This window comes from Methanoregula sp. (assembly GCA_026625165.1).
Lineage (GTDB): Archaea > Halobacteriota > Methanomicrobia > Methanomicrobiales > Methanospirillaceae > MVRE01.
Genome location: CP112999.1, coordinates 1,449,459 through 1,476,282, shown reverse-complemented (window position 1 = coordinate 1,476,282; position 26,824 = coordinate 1,449,459). Strand labels below are relative to the sequence as shown.

Here is a 26,824-nt window from a genome sequence, read left to right as displayed (position 1 = left end):
ATTCTGTTAAAAGGAAGTCAGAATGACAGATCCAGAAACCAGAAAAATAGTGATTTTTGAGGAAATAAATAATGCATATTATCCCTATGTGCAACAGTATCTTAAAAATGGATATTGTATTTATTATTTTCAAATCGACGACGCGCTGGTAAAAAAGTCTCAAATAAAAGATACTATTGATCAGAAAAGACTGGTCAATTTGTCAAAACAGATTTTTAATTATACTTTTTTTATGGATGCCGGGGTATACGCGCATAAACACTTGGACTATATATTTGATCGATATTTTTCAGAATGCAAATCAATCGAAATTTCCCGGCGCCTTTTTAATTCCGATGAAATTTTATATATGTATAAAAAGGAGCTGCTTCTTGATCTCCAGAAAATATATGACAATCAATTGCGAATCAATGAGATTTCCAAGATGAGTTTACAGGAAGTCACGTTTTATCCCGCACGTTATTATCATATATATTCAGATTTTTCGGTTTCTTTACTTACAAATCAAAAAATAATTAATGTTTCTGGTGCCGGTGTAAAAATCCGGAATTTTATCTCTCAATTCAGGGATTTTTTCATCTTTTTCTACCCTATGGTAATTCTTATAAGGAAAGTCAAATGGTTCACCTTCAGGAAAAAAACATCAAAAGAGTTCCATGTGGGAATCAACGCGAATCTCCCTGCACTCTTCGGATATAATCATCATTATATCGATTATCTCATCGACGAACGGTATGCTTTCCCCCGGGACCAGTGTCTTTTCATTGATGAAACTGCCCATGCCAGTTTTGCCAAAGATATAGAAAAAAAGGGATTTATCACATTTGATTTTTTACACAAACGAGAGAAATTAAGTGTAAAAGAATTTTTAATGCCCTTTTTGACAAAAACTTTTCCGGCCTGGATACGATGCCTTTATCATTCACTTCGTGAAGATGCTGTGATAATTCGGACCAACCGACGAATTTTTACCGATGTGATCAAATGGAATATTTTTTTTGATTGCTATAAAATTAAAAATAACATTTCAATCTTATTGCCCGATACGATCTCGAAAAGCCTGTTGTTCTCAAGGAACGGATGCAGGACATGGTATGTATATCCGGACAATTCCGCGGCCGATTATGTCAGCGGATATGATGAAACCGTTCCTATAGCGACTGTTCATACATTCATGAAATCAGATTTTGCTGTTGTATTTGGAAATAAGATAATTCGATATTTTTCAAATAACCGGAATTCAATCGGGTATTATGTGCCTGTCGGGGTGCTGGCATCACAAAGGATCAGGGAGATTCGTGAAGGAAAAGTACCCTCTTTATTGTCTTTAAAAATACAATCAAAAGGACTCAAGGGAACAATCATTGGAATATTTGATAACAGTTTTGCAGACTGGGCACCTAATACCGTGAGCGATGGTATACGGTTTGGTGAAGAGATACTCATGCTTCTTGATGAGTTTCCCAATATAAATATAATTTTTAAGGAAAAAAAGCCCTTATCTGCAACTCCGGAGCTCGCCCCGGTGTATGAGAAACTCGAAAACCATCCCCGTTGTCTTGTTGTGAGAAAGACTGAAACTGACTGCATTTTTTCAACTGATGTAATTGCATTTTCCGATCTTGTAATATCGGTTGCCTATACATCGACAAATGCTGAGGCATTGGGTGCGAAAGTAAAATCAATTTATTATAATGTCGCCGGTCGTGATATCGGGGGAAAATATTACTTCAACCGCTATCCGAATTTTGTTGCACATGATTACATGGAATTGAAAAAACTGGTTCGGTACTGGCTCTATGAAATCACCAATGAGCAGTTCGAAGCATTTCTCGAACGATACGTAAAAGGTGAAATTGACCAGTACCTGGATATGAAAGCGATAGATCGGCTGCAGACGTTATTACTTTCATAAAATAATGATTCCTAGGAAGAGCTAAGAGGTTTATTTGGATATGAATGGAGGCCGATGGAAAAAAATAACCCGCCCCGCACATGTTTTAATCCGTTTAAGTGTTATTATTATCACATACATGTCAATGAGTCTCTCTAAAAAAATGTGGAAATATAGCGCGATGCCATAATAAATATACTTGGAATAATCAGTTCACCGGTGAGATTATGATTGATACGATCCTAAGAAAAATCGCTGATAAATTGACCACACGGATAGAAGGTAACATAAAAGTCGGCAAAAACTTCAGACACGATATATTCTGCCGGATTTTAGCACGAAGGCAAAATGCGGTCATCACTATTGGGGATAATGTAGGATTGAGTACAAATGTTATGGTTATTGCAGATTGTGGAGGAACGATAATAATAGGGAGCAACGTACTCATTGCATCAAATGTAATAATACGGGCAGCAAACCACAATTATAAAAAACGAGATGAATTAATAATAAACCAAGGACATTCAAGCGGTACAATTATCATTGGCGATGATGTCTGGATAGGGTCAAATGCTATTATTCTTCCGGATGTTAACATAGGAAACGGTGTTGTAGTTGCTGCCGGAGCGGTGGTAACAAAGAATATTGAACCATATTCGATAGTTGCGGGAGTTCCGGCAAAAAAAATTGGAGAGAGATCATGATGATGCATCTGGAGGTTTCATGACACTTACTGTTGTCTTTGTAGCATTATACCGGTATCAGAATTTTCCGGTCAGGATTTTACACCCATTGCTTGAAAAAATCGATGGAATCAGACCGTATACAATATTTCTGAAAAATTGTGATACCAACACCTTTGAATTCCCCAGCAAAAAAGAAGAAACCCTTTTTCTTGATTTGATCAAAGAGTTGAATCCTGCGATTGTCTCTTTTACGATTTTGTCACCGTATTTAAAAATTGCTCGAAAATTAACAAGACTGATAAAAGCACAAAATCCTGAAATAAAAATCATCTGGGGGGGGATACATCCGACAATATACCCCGATAGTTGTGTTGATGATACAGATATTATCTGTGTTGGTGAGGGAGAAGGGGCATTTATTGATCTTGTCACAGCAATAAGAGATGGAAAATCTTTTGACCATATCAACAATTTATGGGTTAAAAAGGACAACGAAATTATCAAAAATCCTCTCCGGCCTCTGATCCAGGACTTGGACTCTTTGCCGTATCCGCTATATGGAAGTGACTATTACTATTTTATCGATAATGATAATATTTCGAAAAATGATACCACTCTTTTGGATTCGAATTATTATATCTTATCATCCCGCGGGTGTCCGTGGAAATGCTCATTTTGTGTAAATAGTATTTTGAAATCATTATATAAACCTCTGGGTTCTTATACAAGAAGGAAATCTGTGGATTGTGTAATCTCTGAGATCAAGCAATTCTTATCAAAGACTAAAGGCAATACAAAATATATTCTTTTTGCTGATGATGGATTCTCGCTTGATAAAGTGTGGCTGTCGGATTTTTCAATCAAATATAAGAACGAGATCGGATTGCCTTTTTTCGTTATGTACCATCCCAAATCATTGAACACGGAGATATTGGATATACTTGTTACTGCCGGATTGGACACGGTCCTTTTCGGGATCCAGTCTGGTTCGGATTATGTAAGAAACCAGATATATAATCGACCCGGAACAAATGAAGAGATTATTGCTCTTGTTAAGGAATTTACCTCGCGGAAATTAAATGTTAAATATGATTTCATTCTGGATAGCCCCTACGAAAGAGAGAAAGATTTGGAAGACACTATCAAACTGCTGTATGATTTACCACATCCCTTGCTGGTCAATATTTACTCAATGCAATATTTTCCCAATTACCCGTTGACCCTGAAAGCAATTGAAGACCACCACATAAAACCATCAGATTCAAATATGGATGCATTAATTGAAAGAACTACAAAGAACTGGAGTTTTAAATCCAGATTATTCCCCTATTCCAGACTTCAAATTCTGAAAAACATAATATGGTTAATTGTCAATAATTATGCAAACGAAACGCTTGTAAAAAAAGCCGTTTTTTCGGATTCATTCACATCAAAAATCCTTCTTAATTATCTGAATATCAAATCAATTATTTTCAATAAAATATTTGGTGTAGGACGACCCCTGATTGTTTCGCATACTATCAGCGCTCTTAATTATCTAAAGAAGAGGGATTTCAAAACATTCTCTTTAAAATTTAAAGAACATTATCTGTCAACAAAGTAGCAGGATCAAAGCAAAAAACATGCAGAAGCCAGAATGAAATTGATGCATCTTTATTGTCCGTTGTGTGAGAAGAAGACACGGGTTGATTATATCTCCCACTATAAAAACCAAAATCCTCTCTTTGGAGAAAGGGATCTTTACGAATGCTCGGAGTGCAAGCTGATTTTTATCCATCCGATGCCGTCCAAGTCGGATCTCGATCTTTACTATAAAACAGTCTGGACGACATCTGAAGATGTGGGGATTGTCTACAAGATCCAGGCAGAAGAACGAGTCAGATATATCACGCGGCATATTCGTCTCCCTGGCGATGCGCAAATTCTGGATGTTGGGAGCGGGCATGGTCTCCTCTATGAAGCCTTCAAAGAACAGGGATTTGATCAGATTGCTTTTTTTGCAACTGATCCCAGCCCGGAAAATCTTGAGCGGTTAAAAAAGAGGGGGATTTCAGGATTTCCCGATATTGCCAGTATTGGGGACCGGCAATTTGACCTTGTGACTATCTGTTATGTCCTGGAGCATGTTCCTGATCCCTTGCCGTTCCTGTCAGACATTATCAGCCATGTCAAACCGGGCGGGTACGTATTCATTGATCTTCCCGAACGGGATGACACATTTAAATCACTCCTTGAACCGCATGTCGTGGTGTACACTGAAAAAAGCCTCTTAGCACTTGCTGATAAAACCGGTCTTTCGGTCATTCATCAGACGGGTTATGGCCAGCTGCGGGATTTGTTGATTGCAGAACAGGACGGGATAAAACTTGTTAAAGATATCCGTAACTTCCTTTCCGGAGCAGAGTCCCGGTTATTTACGGCACTGTTTCCTGAAAAATCAGATGATTTTATGAGGAAAAAATTGTTCGAAACCTACCGGTTTGATGAGGAAGGTCCTGACAGGTGGTGGATCCGTTCTGTTATGAAAAAAAAATAGGCACCCTTATTTTAATCTGACAAACCGGTGCTGGGTGGGGCCGTCGAAATTTTTCCAGAATGGGGGAGTTGTCACCGGAAATTCCTGGTACCACGGGCATAGTTCATCAAGAAGAATGACGGCATCACCCCACGGGTATTCAGAAAACTGGGTAATGGTGCCATCCGGAAGATTTTTTTTAATCCGGTTGCAGCAATAAAAAAATACCTTTTCAGACCTGCTCGCTCTCATGTACTCAAAATAGGTATTTATTACAACAGGATTCATTTCCTGCATGGATGCGATGTTGACGAACAGATCGATAGGCATACCGTGTAAGAGCTCGTACTGTTCCGCTTCACAAAAATTCAGGGAAACCAGTGGATCCATCGAGTTTAAGGCATCAATCAGGCGCGATTCTTCCTGTGGCAGCCCTTTTTTTACAAACAGGACATCAAACAACAATGTTCTCCCAATGTTCACCGTGATGATTTTTAGATCCGGGTCAAGGGCTTTTAAAAGTAAAGTGAAGTATCCATAACCATCGCCAATGACACAGGCAACCGTTATTCCCTTATCAGTAAAGGGATGTTCGGATGAAAGGTCAATTTTCAGTTGTTGTATAATCGCGGACACCGAAAGCATCTGTTTGACACAATCAAATTCACATAGGCGATTCTGTGAATCTGCAACCCTTTTTCCTGCCTGAAAGATTTTCTGAGGACAATGGTGGGTTTGCAACAGTCTTGCCGAGAGGATCAGTTCCGGTGCGTGAAAGATTTGGTTCGTTATATTATTGTCCAGAAAATTCCCAAATCCTTGACCTTTGACGAGCCAGAGATCCTTGTCCTTTGTTACCTGCTGAGATCCAACCTGCTGCCAGTGACTCGATGTGACCTCTGAATGTCCGGAAAACGAAAGAAAATATTTATCATACAATATTGATAAAATGGCATCGTACATGGTCAGAGAATCCCCCTGGATCTGAAATCTATCTCACATATGATTGTCGCAACTTAAAATCTTTTGAGTAACCACAATCCTTATCAAGATGCTATTAGGACATTCTCCTTTTATGTCGCATTCAAAACAGGAAGTCTCACAAACCTAAAATAATGTCGCACTAAAATATACTAGAAAATGGAGAGTATCCATCTCTGATGACTAAATCAAATAAACTCAAAGCCGGGATCGTTGGTTACGGCTATATGGGTAAAATCCGAAAAAAAATTGTCGAAGAGAATCCTAAACTCCAGCTTGCGGGAATCTGTGATACCAACAAGAATCTGATGGCCACGGATGATACGATAAAATGTAAACGATATGCCGATTATAAAAAATTGTTAAAAACGGACATTGACCTTGTCTTTATCTGTACTCCTAACTCGTTTTCACCGACCATTGTTGTCGAAAGCCTGAATGCCGGAAAGCATGTTTTTTGTGAAAAGCCACCCGGGAAAAATCTTGATGATATTAAGATGATGATCGAAGCCGAGAGAAATAATCCGGATCTCAAACTGATGTTCGGGTTCAATCACCGTTATCATCCGGGAATTCTTGAAGCAAAGAAGATGATTGAAGGCGGCCGGCTTGGGAAGATACTCTTCCTGAAAGGCACATATGGCAAATCCGGTGGGAAAAATTACCTTTCATCGTGGCGCAACCAGAAAGAGATATCCGGTGGTGGCATTCTTCTTGACCAGGGAATCCACATGCTCGATCTTTTCCGTTATTTCTGCGGGGATTATCAGGAGATTAAGGGATTTCTCTCGCGGATGTTCTGGGAAGCAGATGTCGAGGATAACGCGTTTGTGTTCATGAGGAATTCGGATGGTCAGGTGGCCACCCTCCATTCATCAGCTACCTTATGGAAGCACTGCTTCAAGATTGAAATATTTCTCGAGCAGGCCTACCTGATTGTGCAAGGGCTGCTCTCAAAAACCGGCAGTTACGGCAGAGAAACCCTTGTTGTCGGCAAACGGCAGTTCGAGGATGAATCTTTTGCTCTGGGTAATCCCCGTGAAGAGGTGATTTATTTCGACCAGGATCTGTCCTGGTCCATTGAGGTGGAACAGTTTTCAGAATATATCCTCCGGAACAAGAAAGTCGATAACAGCTCATCATATGATGCCCTGCGGGTGATGGAGTTGATCGATACCCTTTACCGGGATGAGAAAATTGTTGACGGGAATGCCATTAGCGTAAAGGAGGATAAAACCATATGAAAAATGTAGTTTTCACTGATACTGCTAAGGAGAGAGAATTCAAACCAGACCGGATATTTGAGCAGTACCTCTCACTGAACATGGCGGATCTGAAATCAGAGTTCAAAAACAAAAAAAGTCTTAAAAATGTCGTTTGCCCGGCATGCAGATCCGGTTTAACAAAAAAGGCCTTTAAAAAATTTGGGTTCGGGTACCTTGAATGCGGCAACTGTGGTACAGTATATATGTCCCCGCGACCGGACGACCGTGAGATCAGGAACCACTTCCTTGCATCCCGATCATCGCATTACTGGCAGGAAACGCTGACAAAGACCACGGACAAAAAAAGAAAGGAGAAGATTTACATCCCGAGGTTCCAGTGGATCCTTGATACGGCCGACGAATATCTGTCCGGAAAGAAAATTGTTGCGGATATCAATTCAAAAAATATCAGTTACAGCCGTGAACTTGCAAAAAACAAAAATTTTTCCGGCAAGATAATCGTCAACCCCTATTTTGACCCGGAAGAGTTTGAGGAGTATACCAGCCCTGAAAATAACACAAGGATTGTGCGGGAAGACGATATGCAGAAAGAGCCGGGACAGAAACCCAATATCATCACAGCCTTCGAAGTGATTGATTACACAAGCGATGTGGATGCGCTGATGACGCGGATGCGTGAAATGATCAGTGATAACGGACTCTGTTTTATCACAACTATTTCGATTAGCGGTTTTGATCTTCAGGTGCTCTGGAACCATTCCGAAAGTGTGTTTCCACTCGATCGGATCAACGTGTTATCCCAGAAAGGGCTGCAGATAATTTTCAAACGCCATGGATTTGAGCTCATCGAGTTCAGCACACCCGGAATGCTGGATTTTAACATCGTTGAGGAGGCGTACCGCAGGGATCCTAACAAAGGATTCCCCCGTTTCATTAAAACGATGTTCGATCGCGATGATGAACAATTAAAAAAGGATTTCCAGACGTTCCTCCAGGTCAATAAGCTCAGTTCGTTTGTACGAATTGCTGCAAAAAAGAAGGGGGTGTGAAATAATGTCCTACACAGAACAGTATCTTGATGAAGTCAAACAGATTGTCGATAGGATCGATACCGCAGAAATTGAAAAAATAATCCGGGTTTTAAAAACGGTTCGTAAAGAGAAGGGGCGCATTTTTTTCATTGGTGTGGGTGGCAGTGCCGGAAATGCATCCCATGCAGTGAATGATTTCAGGAAACTTGCTGGTTTTGAAGCATATTCTCCGGTTGACAACGTATCTGAGCTGATGGCACGGACCAATGATGAAGGATGGGATACGGTTTTTTCAGAATGGCTTAAAGGGAGCAACCTGCGATCCAGTGATGCAGTATTCGTTTTTTCCGTTGGTGGTGGCAATCTTGAGAAAAATATCAGTGCAAACATTGTCCGGGCCCTTGAGTATGCACAACAGAAGAAAGCAAAGATTCTCGGAATAGTTGGAAGAAATGGTGGTTATACCGCAAAGGTTGCTGATGCGTGTGTCATCATTCCTACGGTTAATCCCGAGACGATCACCCCTCATTCAGAGGCATTCCAGGGAGTGTTGTGGCATCTTATAGCCTCGGATCCCCGTATGAAAGTGATCGAAAACAAGTGGGAGTCAACCCAGAAAAAAGCCTGATTTCCTTTGTAAATCGTAAATATCTTCCTGATTTTTATTATGAACGTTCTTTACCGGAAAATAATTTAACAATGCTATAAAAATACTAATGAAACGAGAGGTTTAAATATGGCAATATTTCTGGATACCGGGACCATCAGTGAGATTGAGAAATATATGAAAATGGGGATCATACGGGGAGTGACAACCAACCCGACCATCCTCATAAAGGACGGGATAACCGGCGGGAAGGAAGCCATAAAACAGCGTTCGATCGAAATTGCCCGTTTAATTGATCCATATCCACTTTCTGTTGAGGTCACCACGAACGATTACGAAAAGATGATCCGGCAGGCCCGGGAATATGCTGGGTGGGCAAAAAATATCAATGTAAAAATTACCATCCATGGCCCCGAGGGAGAGCTGGAAAATCTTGCAGCAATTCATGAACTCCAGTCACATTACAAAATCCCAGTGAATGCCACTGCCATGATGAGTGCCCAGCAGTGCCTGCTTGCCGCAATGGCCGGTGCAACATATGTCTCCCTCTTTGGCGGGAGGGTGAACAATATGGGATATAGCAGCTGTGACGAGATTCGGAAATTGCGAAAAGTTCTCGATTATCAGAAGCTACCCGCAAAGATTATTATTGGTTCGACCCGCGAAGTGCTCAATGTGATCGAATGGTTAGAAGCCGGGGCAGATATCGTCACTGTCACTCCTGATATCATCAAAGGAATGATTGTGCACCCTTACTCAAAAGAGACTGTACAGATGTTTCTCCGCGATGCTGCGAAAAATGAATTCTAATATTTGTTCTCTCTCTGATAATCATGAAAGCAATGAATACCTTAAAACAGCTGAATGAAGCCCGTGCAACATTCAAATCGAAATTACGCACCAATAAATGTGTTTTTGGCGGATGGACCTCTATTGCACATCCCCAGATCACCGAGATTATGACCCGTGCGGGATTTGATTTTATCGGAATCGATATAGAGCACAGCACCATCAGTCAGGAACAGTCCCAGAGGATCATAGCAGCGTCGCATGCAAACGGGGTTCTCTGTCTTCCGCGGATTGCCTCCCATAATATGGAGATGATCAAGCGATTGCTCGATTCGGGAGCCGATGGCATCATTGTTCCCATGGTTGATACACCGCAGGACGTTGAGGACATTATCCGCTGGTCCAAGTATTCCCCTCTGGGGAAGCGCAGTTTCGGGATCTCACGTGCGCAGGGTTATGGGTTTGATTTTGATGAATATGTAAACTCATGGAATTCTGCATCTACTGTCATTGTCCAGATTGAATCCATTGAAGGAGTCGATAACATTAACGAGATCCTTTCCTGCGATCAGGTTGATGGGGCGATGATAGGTCCCTACGATCTTTCAGGATCACTGGGGATTCCAGGACAACTGGACAACCCCCTCGTGACTGCCGCAGGAAAAAAGGTTATTGCAGCCTGTAAAGGGCACAATAAAGCCTGTGGAACCCAGCTTACAGAACCCGATCTGAAATCTATAAAGACTGCAAAAGACGCCGGCTACACATTAATTGTCCTTGCGTCCGATGTATTCCTGCTCTGGAAATGGAGTGAAAATATGGGGAACATTATCAGGCAGGCACAATAGCGAGAATCAGGGCTTCATGGCAATCCGGGCAATTGTACTCGATTTTGACGGTGTTGTTGTCGAATCAAACCAGATAAAGCATCAGGCTTTTTCTGATCTTTTTTCTGCATATCCCGAATTTTATGATCAGGTGATGGAATATCACAGGGCACATAATGCGGTTGGCCGTCATGAAAAATTCCGCTACATCATGGAACACATAATGCACGAGCACTATTCCCCGAATCTGGCAGCGGAATGGGCTGATGAATATGCACGTATGACCCGGGAGAAAATTACCAAATGCCCCTACGTGAACGGGGCTCTCGATATGATAACAGACCTTAATAAAATAATTCCATTTTATCTCGCATCAGCGACGCCGTTCGATGAATTATCCCGGATTCTCTCTGCAAGAGGTATTGCCGGTATATTTAAGGAAGTGTACGGGGCCCCGATGAAAAAGGCAATCATGTTAAAAGAAATTGCACGCAGGGAGAATGCCTTTTGCGGTGAGATCCTGTTCATTGGTGACAGCAGGGAGGATTACATTTCGGCCAGGGAATCTGGGTGCATTTTCATCGGCAGGATCAGCGGGTATGACTTCCACGATGTCCCAGCTCTATGTTTCAAGGATTTATATGAAATAAAAGCATATATCGTAAAAAACCTGATGAATGGTGGTCGCGATGGATTATCTGACAGAATTATTCGGGCTTGAAGGCAAGGTTGCCGCAATCACCGGGGCCGGTGGGTACCTGTGTAGCGAAATGGCACGCTCCCTTGCACACGCTGGAGTAAAGGTGGCCATCCTTGACCGTGACGATAAAAGTATCAATGCGGTTGTGGATGACATACGGTCATGGGGGGGGATCGCCTCACCATTCCTTCTTGAAGTAACGGACAAGAAAAATCATGAATCCGTGCTGGCAGAAATCCTATCTGAGTTTGACGATGTTGATATCCTGATTAATGGAGCAGGGATCAATGCACCGACACCCTTCTTTGACATAACTGCTGAGGAATGGCATGCCATTCTTGATGTCCATCTTATAGGGACATTGTTCGGTTGTCAGGTCTTTGGAAGATACATGGTCGACCAGAAGAAAGGATCGATCATTAATATCTCTTCAGCCTCGGCCGGTCCGCCGCTCTCAAAAGCGTTCACATATTCTGTGGCAAAGGCCGGCATCAGGAACCTGACCCAGAATATTGCCCGTGAATGGGCCCCGTTCAATGTCAGGGTCAATGCCCTTCGGCCTGGATTTTTTCCCACGGAATGGAGCAGGAGGCATTTCATCGATGAAGACCGGAACCGGGCGATTCTCGGGCATACGCCCATGAAACGGTACGGCAGGCCGGATGAACTGTGCGGGGCCGTTCTCTGGTTGTCATCAGAAGCAGCGACCTTCGTGACGGGTGCCGAGATAACGGTGGATGGCGGATTTACCGCGATGACGATTTAAAGGAAGCGATAGATCGTGACAGGAAAAACAGCTATTATCACAGGTGGAAACCGGGGAATCGGGGAGAGTATCACGCGGGTTTTTTATGAGCATGGATATCATGTGACGATTGGTGCCCAAACAGATACCAGGATTGCTGAAAAGCTTGGTAAACGGGCACGGTTCTTTAAAACGGATGTCAGATCTGAATCCGAAATAATCCGGCTTGTGGAAAAGACCCTTGCATGGACCGGGCAGCTTGATACGTATATCAATTGTGCCGGATTTTCTGCATGGCGCCCGGTCGGGGAAGTGGACGAGGATTTCTGGAATACCATGATCGATACCAATCTCAAAGGTGTATTTTTTGGTTGTAAGGTAGCATCCCGTCACCTTGAGAAAAACGGGTCCATCATCAATATCTCAAGTATTGCCGGAAAGCGCGGGAGTGCTAACAACTCGGTATACTGCGCGTCGAAATTCGGTGTCAACGGAATTACCCAGGCACTGGCAAAGGAAATCGGGCCGCGGGGAATCCGGGTTAATGCGGTCTGCCCGGTATATATTTCCACGCCGGGTCTTCTTGGAGCCCTGCAGGATGCACATTCTCCGGCTGCAGGTGGGGATATTCAGGCGTATTTGGAAAAGTTCGCCCTTGAAAATGCTGCGCTCAGGCGGCTTCCGCTTGGTGAGGAGATCGGCAAAGCATGTCTTTTCCTGGCATCTGACGCGGCATCCGCGATTACCGGCCAGTGCATCAATGTTGATTGCGGAGTGCTGCCGCAATGAGTAAAAAGGTCGCGGTGATTATTCCCGCCCGGATGGCTGCCTCAAGGTTTCCCGGCAAACCGCTTTCCCGTATCCTCGATCTGCCCATGATCGAGCATGTTCGGCGTCGGGTACTGCTTTCAGATGCTGTGGATGAAGTATATGTTGCGACCTGTGATCATGAAATCATGGATACAGTTCACCGGTACGGGGGAAAAGCGATCATGACAGCATCAACCCATGAGCGCTGCACGGACCGGGTTGAAGAAGCGGCCCATGGTGTGGACGCCGACATTATTGTCATGATACAGGGGGATGAGCCCCTGTTCATGCCCGGGGTTATCAGGCAACTCATTGATCCGTTTTTTTCCGATCCGTCCGTGAACTGCACCAACCTGATATCACTGATCAGGGATCGGAACGATCTCAATGATGTTGATATCGTCAAGGCTGCAGTCAACCTGCAGGGAAACATCATGTTTTTTTCCCGTGCTCCCATACCCTATTTCCGTGTCGATAACCATGCCCCCTGCTACCGACAGACAGGGGTTTCTGCATTTTCCCGCAGTTTCCTGTCAACCTTTACGGCATTGTCACCGACTCAGCTGGAGGTTGCCGAATCAGTTGACTTCCTGAGAATTCTGGAACATGGGTTTTCAATCCGGAGCGTAATAATCAACGACGAGACACATGGAGTGGACCGACCGGATGATGTTGCGGTCGTCGAACATGTTCTCAGGACTGATCCTGTGCAGCGTGAATATTACGAAAGGATCCTCTCCCTATGACCGTGAAAATTCTCGTGGCACTCCAGAGTTTCGGGGAGTATTCAGACATGCCGGTGAGGATGCTTGAACAGTCCGGTGCAGAAATCGTGTACAACAGAAAGGGCCACCGGCTCAACCGTGATGAAATAATTGAGCTTGCACATGGCTGCCAGGGAATTATTGCCGGTGTTGAACCCTATGACCGTGAAGTTCTCGAGCAGTTGCCCGAGCTGAAATGCATCAGCCGCAGCGGTGTTGGCACGGATACTATCGACCAGCAGTATGCACGCAGACAGGGAATTACCATCCTGAATACACCCGGTGTTGTGGTCGAACCCGTTGCTGAAATGACAATTGCCATGATCTTTGATCTTCTGCGCCTCCTGACATACCATACGGCAGTCGTTCAGTCCGGGCAATGGAATAAACAGGCCGGGCATAACCTTTCAAGCCGGAAGATCGGTATTATCGGGCTTGGAAGAATCGGAAAAAAGGTGGCAGAATATATCAGGCTTTTCCATGCGGATGTCATGGGGTATGATCTCTACCCGGATCATTCATGGGCTGAATTGCACGGAGTACGGATCGTGGATCTAAAAACCCTAATCACAACAAGCGATGTGATCAGTCTCCATGTATCCCTCTCATCTGAAAACCCGTTCAGGTTGGGACCGTCAGAGTTTTTAACAATGAAAAAAGGGACAATTATTATCAACACGTCCAGGGGACAGGTCATTGATGAAACCGCCCTTTATGAAAATCTCCGTTCCGGGCAACTTGGTGGTGCCGGATTGGATGTTTTTAAAAATGAACCCTACGATGGTCCGCTCCGCACGCTTAAAAATGTGGTACTCACCCCGCATATATCAACCCTGACGGAGGAGTCCCGGGCTGAAATGGAGCGTGAGTCGGTTGAAAATCTCTTAAACAACCTTAACCTGCCGATTTGGCGGTAGGCTGCCGACGGCCAAACACAATCTCAAATCTGTCCAGATTACCGGAATGCATATGGATGTAATAATTGCACGAAATGAACGGGAAGTAAAGGATATACTGGGCAGGTACAAAAATCCAGATTTTCTGTATCCCGGCGAAAAAAGTGCACCGCTCATCACGCTGCTTGCATCGGGCGGTGCCCGTGAGGTTCCCCTTGATCTGATCCAGAATGAGGAGTTCCGGCAGGAATATGTGAAAAATTATATTGACCTTATCGGCGGCTTGGGGAAACAATACCATTCCCGCACCTGGTGGGCGACATTTGTTTCGTCAAAGAACAAGTTCATCTCGCAGCTGCTGCCCGACATCTTTTTTCTTGTATCTCTATTACGGTTTTTAGAAAAGAGAGAAGACAGGGATCTGATTATCATCAACCCGCCCCCGACAATTCTTCCCTCTCTTGAACTGTACTGCCAAGAGCACTCAAGAAGGTTTATCCGTCATACCGGTTTTTTTGAATCCTTTTTTCATGCAGCTGCAGATGCATTCTCCGGGATCACAAGCCGGGTCCGGTTCGTATTCAGGATATGGGGAAAGATCCTCATCTCGAGATGGTATTTTTCCCGTCGCGTACGGGAAAAGATCGACAGGGACGGCCGATATTACGTAGTCCGATCCGGATTTTACGAACGTTCAATCATGGGAAGTAAATACCATGATTCATTTTTCGGGACGCTTCCCGATTTCATTTCCCGCTATAAAAACGTGCTCATTCTCGCGGGAGCAATCGGCAATTACCGTGAAATTGCACGGAAAATTGCCGGTGAGCAGGATCATCTTATCATTCCTGAAGAATATTTTTTATCATTTGCAGATCCCATCCATGCCCTCCTCGCAATCAGGAAAAACCGGATTGTGCTCACTGATCGGATCATGTGTTGTGGTTTTGATGTGACCGGGGTTGTCGGACAGGAACTGGCAAAGGAGTTTCGTCTTCACATCTTTGAACAGTATATTTATTCTTCGATTATTACAGGACTTGTGAAAACGATAACGGTTGACACATTTACAACAACCTATGAGAACAATCCATGGGAAAAAGTGTGCTTTGGGACGTTGAGAGACATTTCTCCTGCTACAAAAATTATCGGCTACCAGCACGCGGCACTCTCGAAATCCTCCCTAAACATGATTATCAGCAGCCGGGAAAAGGATTTCATCCCCATGCCGGATCGGATAGTTACGGTTGGTGACGTGACCCGTGAATTCCTGATCCATGAAGGTAATTTTGATCCAGAACGGGTGAAAGCCGGCTGCGGGCTTCGCTTTGCTCATCTGTTTTCCCTTGCTGCAAAAGAACGGATCCGCCATAACTCCGTGCTTGTAACCCCGGAAGGAGTCCTCACCGAATCCGTAAATCTTTCAGATTTTGCCTTTAAAGCACTACACGACAACGATACTATACAGGTTGTCATCCGTCCCCACCCGGCGCTGCCTTACCGGGATTTCAAAAAAAATCTTGTCTTTGATGCTGGGGTGTGCAGCAATTTCTCAATCTCAAAAAACGATTCGGTTCGGGCGGATCTTGACGCCACTGATGCTGTAATTTACCGTGGGAGCACACTCGCGCTGGAAGCTTTGAAAATGGGAATACCGGTATTCTATGTGGCACAGTCTGACATCATCAGTGTCAATCCTCTGTTCGATTTTTCAGGCCTTACATGGACCGTTCGCACAGAAAAGGAATTAGCAGACGCCATCACAATGATGTACGCAATGGACCCGGCAGAATACATACCAAAACTCCGGGCATCCCAGGAATTTATCGACCGGTATATTGCCAGGATCACTGATGACCGGCTTCAGGAATTCCTCATGTGAATTCTTTTAATCAAATTGCAGGATGGTATGAATATTCCTAATAAGACCGATTTCAGACACCGGCTGGCCCTGATTGTTCCTACGAGGAACCGGCCGGAATTACTGATTAAATTATTAAAAACGATCAATGCGCAGGAGATCAGGCCCTCCCAAGTGGTGATCGTCGACGGGAGTGATAAGCCGGTAGAATCACAGATCCGGGAGTATCTTTCCAGCGATGATACCTATATTCATGTCTCCCCGCCATCGCTGACCAGACAGAGGAATGAAGGGATAAAACAACTGCATGACGATATCACGCTGAGCGGTTACCTTGACGACGACATTGAGCTTGAACCGGGTGCAATTGAAGCAATGCTCAGTTTCTGGGAGCAGTGTCCAACGGATACGGGGGGGGTCGGATTCAACATAATCAATATTCCGGAAAAGAAGCCGCTGTCAGGGATAATCCGGAGAATATTTTGCATTGGTAACCCTGTATCAGGAAAAGTGCTCAGGTCCGGGTTCTGCACCAGCGCCTTTCCAGCCAGCCAGGATATTCCATGTGAATGGCTCTGCGGCGGAGCGACAATATGGAGGCGGGAAATCCTGAACAGTTATAAATATGACGAATGGTATTCCGGCTGGGCATATCATGAGGACGCAGAGTTTAGTTATCGTGTGTTTAAAAAATACCAATTATTCGTTGTTCATAAAGCAAGGGTCACACATAACCCCCCGCCGTTTAACCCCGCGAAGAATATAACGCTGGGAAAAATGGCAGTCATCAACCGCTATCACTTTGTGAAGAAAAATCCCGAATTGTCAGTAGTGCTGTTTTACTGGTCTGCAATTGGCGAGGTTCTGCTCAACCTGTTACAAAGCGTGTGGGAGAGGAACCGGAATGGTTTCTTGGTTGCGCGGGGGAATTTTGAAGGGATTTATCATATTATTCGCGGCGATCTTGTGCAAGTGGATGAAAATTTCAGGAAGGCATAATTTGCCGCTCTTTGTTTTTTATCAACCTTACTTTTGGTTGATAAAATGACTTATCGTCATAGGTTTTTTCACTATAATTTTTCCCAGCTATTAATTTATGACAAAACCCGTCAATGTACTGTTGAGAAAAACCAAAATAGAATCTGAATATTGTTATCTTCATGAGGAATCATTCGATGGATGAACAGCAAGACAGGCCAAAAATTTTGATCATCGGTGCCGGTTCGATTGGGCGCCGTCATGCACAAAATTGTGCCCAATTGGGTGCAAAAGTCAGCATTCATGATGTGGCACGTGAAAATCTGACCGTACTTTGCAGGGATAAGGGATATGCCCCGGTCTATGATCTCGATGCAGCATTGAAGCACGAATCTTATAATGCGGCACTCATCTGCACCCCGAATCACCTGCATATCCCTGTTGCGCAGAAGGTCGTCGATGCGGGTCTGGATTTTTTTATTGAAAAACCACTGTCACACACTTACGAAGGAGTGCCGGAGCTGCTCACTTCCATATCGAGACAGGGATTAATTACCATGGGGGGTTTTAATCTCCGTTTTGAATCAGGACTCGTATTTTTAAAAGAGAACGTAGATCCAAAAAAAGTTGCATTCGCCCAGATTGAGTCAGGATCGCACATGCCGACCTGGAGGCCCGGAGTTGACTACCGGAAAGTATACAGCGCAAACAGATCCATGGGTGGAGGCATTATCCTTGACGATGTGCATGAACTTGATTATGCCTGCTGGCTTTTTGGCTATCCGGACTCAGTGCTCTGCACTTTCGGGCAGTACAGCAACTTTGAGATCGATGTAGAAGATACCGCGTCATTTCATTTCAGATATGCTGATAAACTGGTGACGATTCATTCGGATTACCTGCAGAAACGATACTCCAGAAAATGTAAAATATGTTACCGGGACGGTAGTACCACCGAGTGGGTATTTGGCGACCGGGTTGTGGATTTCAAGAATGGTGAAGAAAATATATTCTCGTATAAGGATCGCTTTGATATCAATGATCTCTATATTAAGGAAATTCAGATGTTTATGCAGTGTATCAGAAACAGAACCATTCCGGAATCCGACATCGTCAATGCTGCAAAAATTTTAAAAATTGCTCTTGAAGCAAAGAGTATGAGTGAGGGTGTATTCCCCAAATGATCGGTGCAATTATCCAGGCACGGATGGGATCCAGCCGGCTACCGGGAAAAGTGCTGCTGGATCTTCATAGCAAGCCGGTTCTCTGGCACGTGATATCACGCGTCTCAAAAGCTGCATATCTTGATAAAACAATCGTTGCCACGACAAAAAAATCCGAAGATGATGCAATAGTTGATTTTTGCAATCGCCAGAAAATCCCAGTTTTCAGGGGGTCGGAAAATGATGTGCTTGACCGTTTTTACCAATGTGCAAAATCGTATGCCATCAGCGAAATTGTCAGGGTAACGGCAGACTGTCCATTGCATGACCCCCGGGTTATCGATTATGTTATCGGGGAATACCGTAAAGGGGGGTATGATTATGTTACGAACACACTGGAATATACCTATCCAGATGGTCTTGACATTGAGGTGTTCTCATTTCAATCCCTTGAGGATGCCTGGAAAAATGCAAAACTGGGCTCTGAAAGGGAGCACGTAACCCCATATATCCGCAATAGTCTTTCCATGAAAAAGAAAAATGTGTATGCTCCAAAAAAATATCCGATTTACCGGTTCACTCTGGATACCCGTGAAGATTTTTTGTTTATCAGTAAACTATTCGAAGGAATAGGAACCGATATTTTCGGACTGGAGGATATTTTCGATTATCTTAATACGCATCCGGATCTTCTCACCATCAATCAGCATATTGCATCAAATGAAGGATATTTCATATCCTTGATTGATGATGCAAAAAGTGTTGTACTGCGGACAGATCGCCTGTATTTACGACAGCTTCTGCCCACAGACGCCTCTGAGACCTATTGTCAGTGGCTGAATGACCCGGAAGTAAACCGGTTTCTGGAAACCAAGCACACATCGGTAAATGAACTGAAACTGTATATTGCTGAAAAGTGGAAAAGTCGAGAATGTGTTTTTTTTGGAATCTTTTTAAAGGAAACAAATATTCATATAGGAAATGTCAAACTTGAACCAATATTTTTTGATAAAAAGGAGGCAACAATCGGGATTATGATTGGAAATCCGGTGTGGTGGGGCAAAGGCATATGCACAGAAGCAGTGAAATCTGTTGTAAATTATGCATTTTCCACAATGAATCTTCATAAAATCTGCCTGGGGGTGGTATCAGAGAATATGGCAGCAATCAACTGCTATAAAAATGCCGGTTTCGGTATTGAAAAGACCGAACCTCTGACAGGCGTCAATGCTGCCCCTGATCGAGAGAAATTCATAATGAGTATATTAAATACCAAGGACAAAACCGGTGAATAGTGATGCACTTAAATAAAGGTCCGGAACTCTGGAAAAAAGCAAAGCAAATAATCCCCGGCGGGAACCAGCTCCTGTCCAAACGCAGCGAACAGTTCCTGCCGGATTTATGGCCTTCGTATTACCAGCGTGCCAAGGGGGATGAAGTCTGGGATCTTGACGGGAATCACTTCATCGACATGTGTATCATGGGCATTGGTGCCTGCCCGCTGGGTTATGCCGATGACGATGTTGACTCAGCTGTGACGGAAGCAATAAAAAACGGGTCTATGTGCACCCTGAACTGCCCTGAGGAAGTGGAACTTGCTGAAGTGTTGATTAAACTCCATCCTTGGGCGGAAATGGTCCGTTATACCCGTTGTGGTGGGGAGGCGATGGCGGTTGCCGTACGGATCGCACGTGCCCAAACGGGAAAAGATAAGATTGCATTCTGCGGTTACCACGGGTGGCATGACTGGTACCTTTCTGCAAATCTTGCAAACGACCGCGCTCTTGACGGGCATCTTCTCCCGGGACTGGACCCGTCCGGGGTTCCCCGTGGACTTTTAGGGACTTCCTTACCGTTCCGCTATAATCATCCTGAGGAACTGCGTGCAATACAGTCACAGAACAGCAATGAACTGGCGGCGATCGTTATGGAACCCACCAAGGACCACGAACCCGATCCGGGCTTTCTAAAAGAAGTCCGGGAAGTTGCAGAAGAATCAGGGGCGGTATTAATTATTGATGAAGTCTCTGCAGGGTTCCGGCTGACAACCGGTGGTGCGCATATGTTGTATAACCTCAAACCCGACATTGCTGTATTCGCAAAGGCAATGAGTAACGGGTATCCGATGGCGGCAATCATCGGAAAGGAGGATACTATGCAGGCAGCTCAGGACACCTTCATCAGCAGCACTTACTGGACAGAGCGCATCGGACCGGTTGCTGCATTGGCAACGATAGCAAAATATCAGCGGTGCAATGTTCCGGACCAGCTGATACAATCCGGAAGGAAAGTGCAGGAAGGCTGGAAGAAGGCGGCTGCAGTTGCAGGACTTGAACTGGATGTGGGGGGCATTCCCCCCTTAAGTCATTTTTCATTTAAATGCGACCAGAGTCTGGCTGCACAGACTTTGTTCACTCAGAATATGCTAAAGAAGGGATTCCTTGCCGGAAAATCATACGATGCGAGTTACGCTCACACGGATGCACATATCCAGAGGTATCTCGATGAAACCGGGGATACGATGATCTCCATTTCTAAAGCTCTAGATAAAGGCACACTTATGAGTATGCTTAAAGGACCTGCGGCACATTCCGGGTTCCACCGATTGACATGAGCAATCTCATTATCCGTGCAGATGCCAGCACAGCGATTGGCACCGGGCATGTGATGCGGTGTCTTGCAGTGGCACAGGGATGGCAGGAGCAGGGTGGGAAAGTGACATTTGTTATGGCAGGCACCACCCCCTCAGCAGAAGAGTCGATCAATGCTGATGGTATGGACATTATCTATCATTCAACCAAGGCCGGAAGTCATGAAGATGCTTACAAGACCGGTAAAATTGCAGAGCAGAACGGAGCAGAGTGGGTTGTTGTTGATGGATATCTTTTTGATGCAGAATTTCAGCGTTTATTAAAGGATAATGGACTTAAAATTCTTTTCATTGATGATTTTGGGCATGCTGATTATTATTCTGCTGATCTTGTTTTGAATCAGAATATATATGCAAATGATACTTACTACAAAAAACGAGCGGTATATACAAAATTGATCCTCGGTACGCAATTTGCTTTAATCCGAAAGGAATTTTTAAAATGGAAAAATTGGCACCGGCGTATACCCCGGATAGCAAAAAAAATCCTCGTCTCTCTGGGTGGTTCAGACCCAGAAAATGTGACATCAATGGTACTTGACGCCTTGGGAAGTGTAACTGTTAATGGGATTGAGGTAAAAGTAATAGTTGCAAAAAATAATCCAAACAATCAAAAAATGCAACAAAAAATCATTTCGAGTCACTTCACTGGAGATCTAATTGTGAATGCCAGAGATATGCCAGAACTGATGTCATGGGCAGATCTTGCGATATCTGCAGGGGGAAGCACAAATCTTGAACTGGCGTTTATGGGTCTGCCAGGTATCACAATTAATCATGCACAAAACCAAGTTTTAAATTCGGAAATACTAGATCAATTCGGTGTTATTAAGAATCTCGGCTGGTTTGAAAAACTAAAACCAGATGATATCTCATTGGCACTAATGGATGTTATTAAGTCAGAAGATTTGCGTAAGCAAATGGCAGAGAAAGGAAGGATTCTGGTTGACGGTGGTGGCAGTAAGCGTGTAATTGAATGTATTACTGGTGAACGAAATGCCTCATGAAGGTACCATTATTTATCAGAAAAATGGTCAGAAAATCATCGATTGTAATGTCTGTGGCTATAAACATCTTGATCCCATCCCCTCAGATCAGGACATCGATGATTATTATAAGAGGACTTATTTTGACCAGATAAGGCGGGGGGCGAAAGGAAGGAATTTAAAACACTACCTTGATGGTGGCGATGAAGCAGATTCAGAAATGCAGTGGATGAATGCCACCCTTTACAATGATGTTAATGAAATACTTTCCAAATATCTTCCAGAAGGATCAGGAAAAATCTGTGATATCGGTTGTGGATCAGGCTATTTTTTAAAATACATGAACAAGATGGGGTGGGACTGTGTCGGTATTGAACCTTCTGAGAATGCTGCATATGAAATCCAGAATATGAAGGTATTCAATAGTACGCTTGATGGTTTTATTGCGGAGTACCCGAATTACCAGCATTTCTTTAACGTTGTGACCCTGTTTGGGGTTCTTGAACATGCTACAAATCCACAGAAAATGATGAATACCGTCAAAAGACTATTAAAAACTGGTGGAATTGTATTCGTTAATGTACCAAATGATTTTTCATCTTTTCAGATGACTGCGCAGGAAAATCTCGAAATAGACCCTTGGTGGCCGTCCATTCCCGACCACATTAACTATTTCTCAATGGATTCTCTTCAAAAATTTCTTGAATCACAGGATTTTTCTGTAATTGAAAAGACAACAGACTTCCCTATGGAATTGTTCCTTCTGATGGGGGACAATTATATCAGAGATCCAAAAGTTGGATCCATGTGTCATCAGAAAAGAAAATTATTTGAAATGGCTATACCATGTTCGCTGCGACGCAATTTGTATTCCTGTTTTGCACAGCATTCTCTTGGACGGTGCTGTTTGGTATATGCACAACTGAAAAATACGGACACACACTGAACGGGACTTTGAAATGAAATTGGGTCTGATCTCTGACATTCATGGGAATTCTTCCGCGTTAAAGGTAGTGCTTGACTGTCTGATTGAGCGGGTGGATCGTATCCTTTTTCTGGGGGATTTTGCAGGTTATTACTCCTTTGTTAACGAATGCATAGAAATGATGCCAGCAGATATGGTGACTAGTGTCCGTGGAAATCACGATCAGATCCTTCTTGACTTATTATCTTCAGACTCACTCCCTGATGATTATCAAAGAGCATTCGGTTCCGCTCTGAAGCGTTCGGCAGAGCAATTGTCTGTAACTTCAAAAGAGAGGCTTTTTGCTCTCCCGGTGCAATTGCATCTCAACATTGACGGAGTATCCCTGGCCCTCATACACGGATCTCCTTGGGATCCTCTCAATGGACGTGTCTATCCTGATTTTTCCGATTGGAACCGGTTCGAGTCCTGCAATGATGACATCATCCTGCTTGGGCATACTCATTATCCCATGGTTAAACATATCGGTAGAAAGCTAATCATCAACCCCGGGTCGGTCGGACAGCCCCGTGATGGAAAAAAAGGTGCGTGTTTTGCAGAACTTGATATATCTTCACGAGACGTACAGTTTTTCAGGGTTTCATACGATCCACGGCAGGTAATAGAGGATGCCCGGATCCATGATCCGGAGAATGCATATCTGGTTCAGGTACTTCAATGAAAGATAAATCCCAACTTCAGGTTTTGGTAAGTGCAATCGGGGGGGATGTCGGGCAGGCCATTGTAAAATCCTTAAAATTAAGCAAACGAAAAATTGCATGTCACGGGTGTGACATTGAAGATAACGGGATCGGAAAATTATTTGTTGATTCATTTCAGGTTGTTCCGCCAGCCACGGAACAAAGTTATGTCAAAGAAATTGACGGGCTTTGTTCGGATCTTTGTATCGATACATTCATTCCTGCCAGTGAACAGGAAATCTCTTTTTTAAGTAAATTCGGGAATATACAACAATTACCTAATGGAATACCGTTCATTTGTCAGAATGCATCGATCATACGAACATACGGTGATAAACTCCGAAGCATGCAAGCCCTGGATAAAAAAATCAACATTGCATTGTATGCCGATGGAAAAAATATTCGGGCTGTATCAAAACTGATTCAAAAAACCGGATACCCGGTAGTTGTTAAAGAGCGGATTTCACGAGGATCAAAATCAGTGCATATTGCGAATAATACGGAAGAATTGAAAACTGCCCTCCTTTACTGTGATCTCCCCCTTGTTCAGGAATACATAGATGATGATTTCGGTGAATATTCTATTGGAATTTTTTCAGATGATCAACAGATCCAAGCTATAGCCTTTCGGAGATCACTCGGGTTGACCGGGGCATCATGGTATGCGGAAACCTGCGATGATCCTGATGTTCTGGAGTACGGAAAAAACATCGCAAGGATCATTTCACCGCATGGCAGTATCAACATTCAGGTCCGGAAAAGTTCCAAAGGCGTGAAATTACTTGAAGTAAATCCGCGATTTTCAAGTCTGACTGCAGCAAGAGCTATTTGCGGGTTTAACGATGTTGAATGGTCATTGGATCTCGTCTTAAAGGGATCAGTGGATATCGGGAGATCATCCACCCGAAGAGTCCGTTTTAAAAGATATATATCCGAACTTATCGATTTTGGAAATGGATTTGAAACTATTCCTGAATGGATGCCGGAAAAACAGAAATATGATAAAACCTGAGAAAAGAAGCGGCATTGTGTTGATATGAATGCATTAAAAATAAACAAACAATTGGTTGGACCCGGGACTTCGACCTATATCATCGCCGAATTATCTGCAAACCACAATCAGGATTTCGATCAAGCCGTAAAATTGATCAGGAGTGCGAAGGATGCCGGAGCTGATGCAGTAAAAATTCAGACTTACACTCCCGATACGATGACTATTGATTGTAGAGAAAATTATTTTCAGATCGGTGATGGTTTAATCTGGAAAGGTAAGAATCTCTATGAACTTTACAATGAAGCTTACACGCCATGGGAATGGCAACCGGAACTGAAAAAAATCGCAAATAATATCGGGCTCGATCTCTTCTCTACACCGTTCGATACAACATCTGTTGATTTTCTCGAAAAAATGGATGTACCCGCATACAAGGTTGCATCATTTGAAGTTGTTGATATCCCTTTAATCAAAAAAATTGCCGGTTGCGGTAAACCGGTCATCATTTCAACCGGGATGGCAACGTTATTGGAAATTGAGGACGCTGTCAATGCAGTCCGCGAGACGGGGAATAACCAAATCGCCCTCCTGAAATGCACAAGTGCATATCCTGCTTCTCCGGAAGAGATGAACCTGCGCACTATTCCCCACATGGCAGAATACTTCGATGTTCCGGTTGGGTTGTCCGACCACACGCTGGGAATTGCTGTTCCGTTAGCGGCAGTTGCGCTTGGTGCCTGCATCATCGAAAAGCATTTCACCCTCTCCCGGAGCACACCGGGACCGGATAGTGCATTCTCTCTTGAACCGCAGGAATTCAAGGCAATGGTTGATGCGGTGCGGACAACCCAAAGTGCACTTGGAAAAGTCTCATATGAAGTGACTGAACACGAAAAAGCGAGCCGGTTATACCGAAGATCGCTTTTTGTGGTCCGGGATATTGCCAGAGGAGAAATTCTCTCTGAACATAATGTACGTTCGATACGGCCAGGACATGGATTACCTCCAAAATATCAGGATCAGATTATCGGAAAGAAGGCAAAAAAAGATATTAAAAGAGGCACACCATTGTCATGGGATTTGGTTGAATAACACCTTATAATTTATTATTTTGCATATCCTTGTTTTCTCTGTCCCTGCAGAATTTTTTGATACTTTGACGCAACGCAAATAATTCCTTATTAAATAATTTTCTGAATTTTTCTGTTGAAAGCGATAAATCCTGCTGACGTGGGGCTTTGAACGAATCTGATTCAATGGTGGCAGGCGTAATCGGACCAGAATCAAAACCGCACTCCTCAGCGAGCGCAATCCCAAATTCATATTTTGAACATCGCTCGGATCCGGCAATATTGATGATTCCTGAGAAGGATGATGTTGCAACGGTCTCAATTGCTTCCGCAAGATATGTGACCTCTATTGGAGTGAAATAATAATCGGTAAAGAGGGTCATAGGCTTTTTTTCCTTCAGGTTGTTGTACACCCATTCACCGAATGTTGGAGGGTGTTCAGGTGGGCTCCATCCAAAAAAGTTTGTCCTGACGATGACCGTGTCTGCAACATGCTTCAATGTCCTCCTTTCGGCAAGGAGTTTGGTTTTCCCATATATGTTGACCGGCGCCGGAATATCCCCCTCTGTATACATCGATTTTTTACCATCAAACAGATGATCTGTCGATATGTATACCAGGCGGCAGCGATAGCGATCTGATGCCTGTGCAATGTTTTCTGCTGTGACCACCGTTACAGCATTTGCAAGATCCGGATTCTCTTCACACTGGTCCACATTAACAAGGCTGACAGTGTTAATTACGATATCCGGTTGCACCGTAGAAAAAAGATGATTAACAAATGATATATCCAACAGATTTCCCTGAATAAAATCATTCAGTTCCGGGTCAACAGATCGTTTCTGGGAAGTTGAAAACACTCTATAATTTGATTTTTGTGAGAAATAACTGACAAGATTCGAACCAAGAAACCCATTTGATCCGGTAATAAGAATTTTAATCATAGGTAATTTCACGCGGTATCTATCTCTCTATGGTAATCTTCA

26 protein-coding genes are annotated in these 26,824 nt (G+C 43.7%); 24 read left to right on the top strand and 2 right to left on the bottom strand.

Annotation, left to right across the window (positions count from 1 at the left end):
- Positions 1–22 precede the first annotated feature (22 nt).
- From OS112_07720 to OS112_07705, 4 genes are all read left to right on the top strand, one after another.
- Positions 23–1,915, top strand: coding sequence for a polysaccharide biosynthesis PFTS motif protein (locus OS112_07720; protein ID WAC04349.1), 1,893 nt, complete (start codon positions 23–25; stop codon positions 1,913–1,915).
- A 206-nt stretch (positions 1,916–2,121) separates the two neighbouring features.
- Positions 2,122–2,598 carry an acyltransferase gene (locus OS112_07715; protein WAC04348.1) on the top strand — a complete coding sequence of 159 codons (477 nt, stop codon included), beginning with the start codon at positions 2,122–2,124 and terminating at the stop codon, positions 2,596–2,598.
- Between the two features lie 19 nt (positions 2,599–2,617).
- Positions 2,618–4,183: a radical SAM protein gene (locus OS112_07710; GenBank protein ID WAC04347.1), complete on the top strand. Its 1,566-nt coding sequence runs from the start codon at positions 2,618–2,620 to the stop codon at positions 4,181–4,183.
- A gap of 177 nt (positions 4,184–4,360) precedes the next feature.
- Positions 4,361–5,116 (top strand): class I SAM-dependent methyltransferase, encoded by a 756-nt coding sequence (locus tag OS112_07705; protein WAC04346.1) that lies wholly within the window; start codon positions 4,361–4,363, stop codon positions 5,114–5,116.
- Between the two features lie 6 nt (positions 5,117–5,122).
- Here OS112_07705 and OS112_07700 read toward each other — a convergent pair whose 3' ends face one another.
- Positions 5,123–5,740, bottom strand: coding sequence for a putative sugar O-methyltransferase (locus tag OS112_07700; protein ID WAC04345.1), 618 nt, complete (start codon positions 5,738–5,740; stop codon positions 5,123–5,125).
- 515 nt (positions 5,741–6,255) lie between these two features.
- Here OS112_07700 and OS112_07695 point away from each other — a divergent pair.
- From OS112_07695 to pseI, 20 genes are all read left to right on the top strand, one after another.
- On the top strand, positions 6,256–7,320 hold the full coding sequence (locus tag OS112_07695; protein ID WAC04344.1) for a Gfo/Idh/MocA family oxidoreductase: 1,065 nt from the start codon (positions 6,256–6,258) through the stop codon (positions 7,318–7,320).
- A gap of 224 nt (positions 7,321–7,544) precedes the next feature.
- Positions 7,545–8,351, top strand: coding sequence for a methyltransferase domain-containing protein (locus OS112_07690; GenBank protein ID WAC04343.1), 807 nt, complete (start codon positions 7,545–7,547; stop codon positions 8,349–8,351).
- A gap of 4 nt (positions 8,352–8,355) precedes the next feature.
- Positions 8,356–8,961, top strand: a complete 606-nt coding sequence (locus OS112_07685; protein ID WAC04342.1) for an SIS domain-containing protein — start codon at positions 8,356–8,358, stop codon at positions 8,959–8,961.
- Positions 8,962–9,069: 108 nt separating this feature from the next.
- Positions 9,070–9,750: a hypothetical protein gene (locus tag OS112_07680; protein WAC04341.1), complete on the top strand. Its 681-nt coding sequence runs from the start codon at positions 9,070–9,072 to the stop codon at positions 9,748–9,750.
- A gap of 23 nt (positions 9,751–9,773) precedes the next feature.
- Positions 9,774–10,577: an aldolase/citrate lyase family protein gene (locus OS112_07675; protein WAC04340.1), complete on the top strand. Its 804-nt coding sequence runs from the start codon at positions 9,774–9,776 to the stop codon at positions 10,575–10,577.
- A 16-nt stretch (positions 10,578–10,593) separates the two neighbouring features.
- Entirely contained in the window at positions 10,594–11,277 is a 684-nt protein-coding gene (locus OS112_07670; protein WAC04339.1) for an HAD hydrolase-like protein, read from the top strand.
- Complete coding sequence (locus OS112_07665; GenBank protein WAC04338.1) at positions 11,246–12,022, top strand: SDR family oxidoreductase; 777 nt, start codon at positions 11,246–11,248, stop codon at positions 12,020–12,022. The genes OS112_07670 and OS112_07665 overlap by 32 nt, the downstream gene beginning before the upstream one ends.
- 15 nt (positions 12,023–12,037) lie before the next feature.
- Positions 12,038–12,790, top strand: a complete 753-nt coding sequence (locus OS112_07660) for an SDR family NAD(P)-dependent oxidoreductase (protein WAC04337.1) — start codon at positions 12,038–12,040, stop codon at positions 12,788–12,790.
- Entirely contained in the window at positions 12,787–13,557 is a 771-nt protein-coding gene (locus tag OS112_07655; GenBank protein ID WAC04336.1) for a 3-deoxy-manno-octulosonate cytidylyltransferase, read from the top strand. The genes OS112_07660 and OS112_07655 overlap by 4 nt, the downstream gene beginning before the upstream one ends.
- Complete coding sequence (locus tag OS112_07650) at positions 13,554–14,492, top strand: phosphoglycerate dehydrogenase (protein ID WAC04335.1); 939 nt, start codon at positions 13,554–13,556, stop codon at positions 14,490–14,492. Before OS112_07655 ends, OS112_07650 begins: the two co-directional genes overlap by 4 nt.
- A 52-nt stretch (positions 14,493–14,544) precedes the next feature.
- The gene (locus tag OS112_07645) at positions 14,545–16,353 is read left to right on the top strand and encodes a hypothetical protein (GenBank protein WAC04334.1); all 1,809 of its coding nucleotides are present in this window, start codon (positions 14,545–14,547) and stop codon (positions 16,351–16,353) included.
- 27 nt (positions 16,354–16,380) lie between these two features.
- Positions 16,381–17,331, top strand: a complete 951-nt coding sequence (locus OS112_07640; protein WAC04333.1) for a glycosyltransferase — start codon at positions 16,381–16,383, stop codon at positions 17,329–17,331.
- Positions 17,332–17,507: 176 nt separating this feature from the next.
- Positions 17,508–18,494, top strand: a complete 987-nt coding sequence (locus OS112_07635) for a Gfo/Idh/MocA family oxidoreductase (protein WAC04332.1) — start codon at positions 17,508–17,510, stop codon at positions 18,492–18,494.
- Positions 18,491–19,768, top strand: coding sequence for a GNAT family N-acetyltransferase (locus tag OS112_07630; protein ID WAC04331.1), 1,278 nt, complete (start codon positions 18,491–18,493; stop codon positions 19,766–19,768). The genes OS112_07635 and OS112_07630 overlap by 4 nt, the downstream gene beginning before the upstream one ends.
- Before the next feature lie 2 nt (positions 19,769–19,770).
- Positions 19,771–21,087: an aminotransferase class III-fold pyridoxal phosphate-dependent enzyme gene (locus tag OS112_07625; protein WAC04330.1), complete on the top strand. Its 1,317-nt coding sequence runs from the start codon at positions 19,771–19,773 to the stop codon at positions 21,085–21,087.
- Positions 21,084–22,130, top strand: coding sequence for a UDP-2,4-diacetamido-2,4,6-trideoxy-beta-L-altropyranose hydrolase (pseG, locus tag OS112_07620; GenBank protein WAC04329.1), 1,047 nt, complete (start codon positions 21,084–21,086; stop codon positions 22,128–22,130). The genes OS112_07625 and pseG overlap by 4 nt, the downstream gene beginning before the upstream one ends.
- Positions 22,120–23,055, top strand: coding sequence for a class I SAM-dependent methyltransferase (locus OS112_07615; protein ID WAC04328.1), 936 nt, complete (start codon positions 22,120–22,122; stop codon positions 23,053–23,055). The genes pseG and OS112_07615 overlap by 11 nt, the downstream gene beginning before the upstream one ends.
- Before the next feature lie 13 nt (positions 23,056–23,068).
- Positions 23,069–23,755, top strand: coding sequence for a metallophosphoesterase family protein (locus OS112_07610; protein WAC04327.1), 687 nt, complete (start codon positions 23,069–23,071; stop codon positions 23,753–23,755).
- Entirely contained in the window at positions 23,752–24,786 is a 1,035-nt protein-coding gene (locus tag OS112_07605) for an ATP-grasp domain-containing protein (protein WAC04326.1), read from the top strand. Before OS112_07610 ends, OS112_07605 begins: the two co-directional genes overlap by 4 nt.
- 24 nt (positions 24,787–24,810) lie before the next feature.
- Positions 24,811–25,860, top strand: coding sequence for a pseudaminic acid synthase (gene pseI, locus OS112_07600; GenBank protein WAC04325.1), 1,050 nt, complete (start codon positions 24,811–24,813; stop codon positions 25,858–25,860).
- Positions 25,861–25,864: 4 nt separating this feature from the next.
- Here pseI and OS112_07595 read toward each other — a convergent pair whose 3' ends face one another.
- On the bottom strand, positions 25,865–26,782 hold the full coding sequence (locus OS112_07595) for an SDR family oxidoreductase (GenBank protein ID WAC04324.1): 918 nt from the start codon (positions 26,780–26,782) through the stop codon (positions 25,865–25,867).
- Between the last annotated feature and the right edge of the window lie 42 nt (positions 26,783–26,824).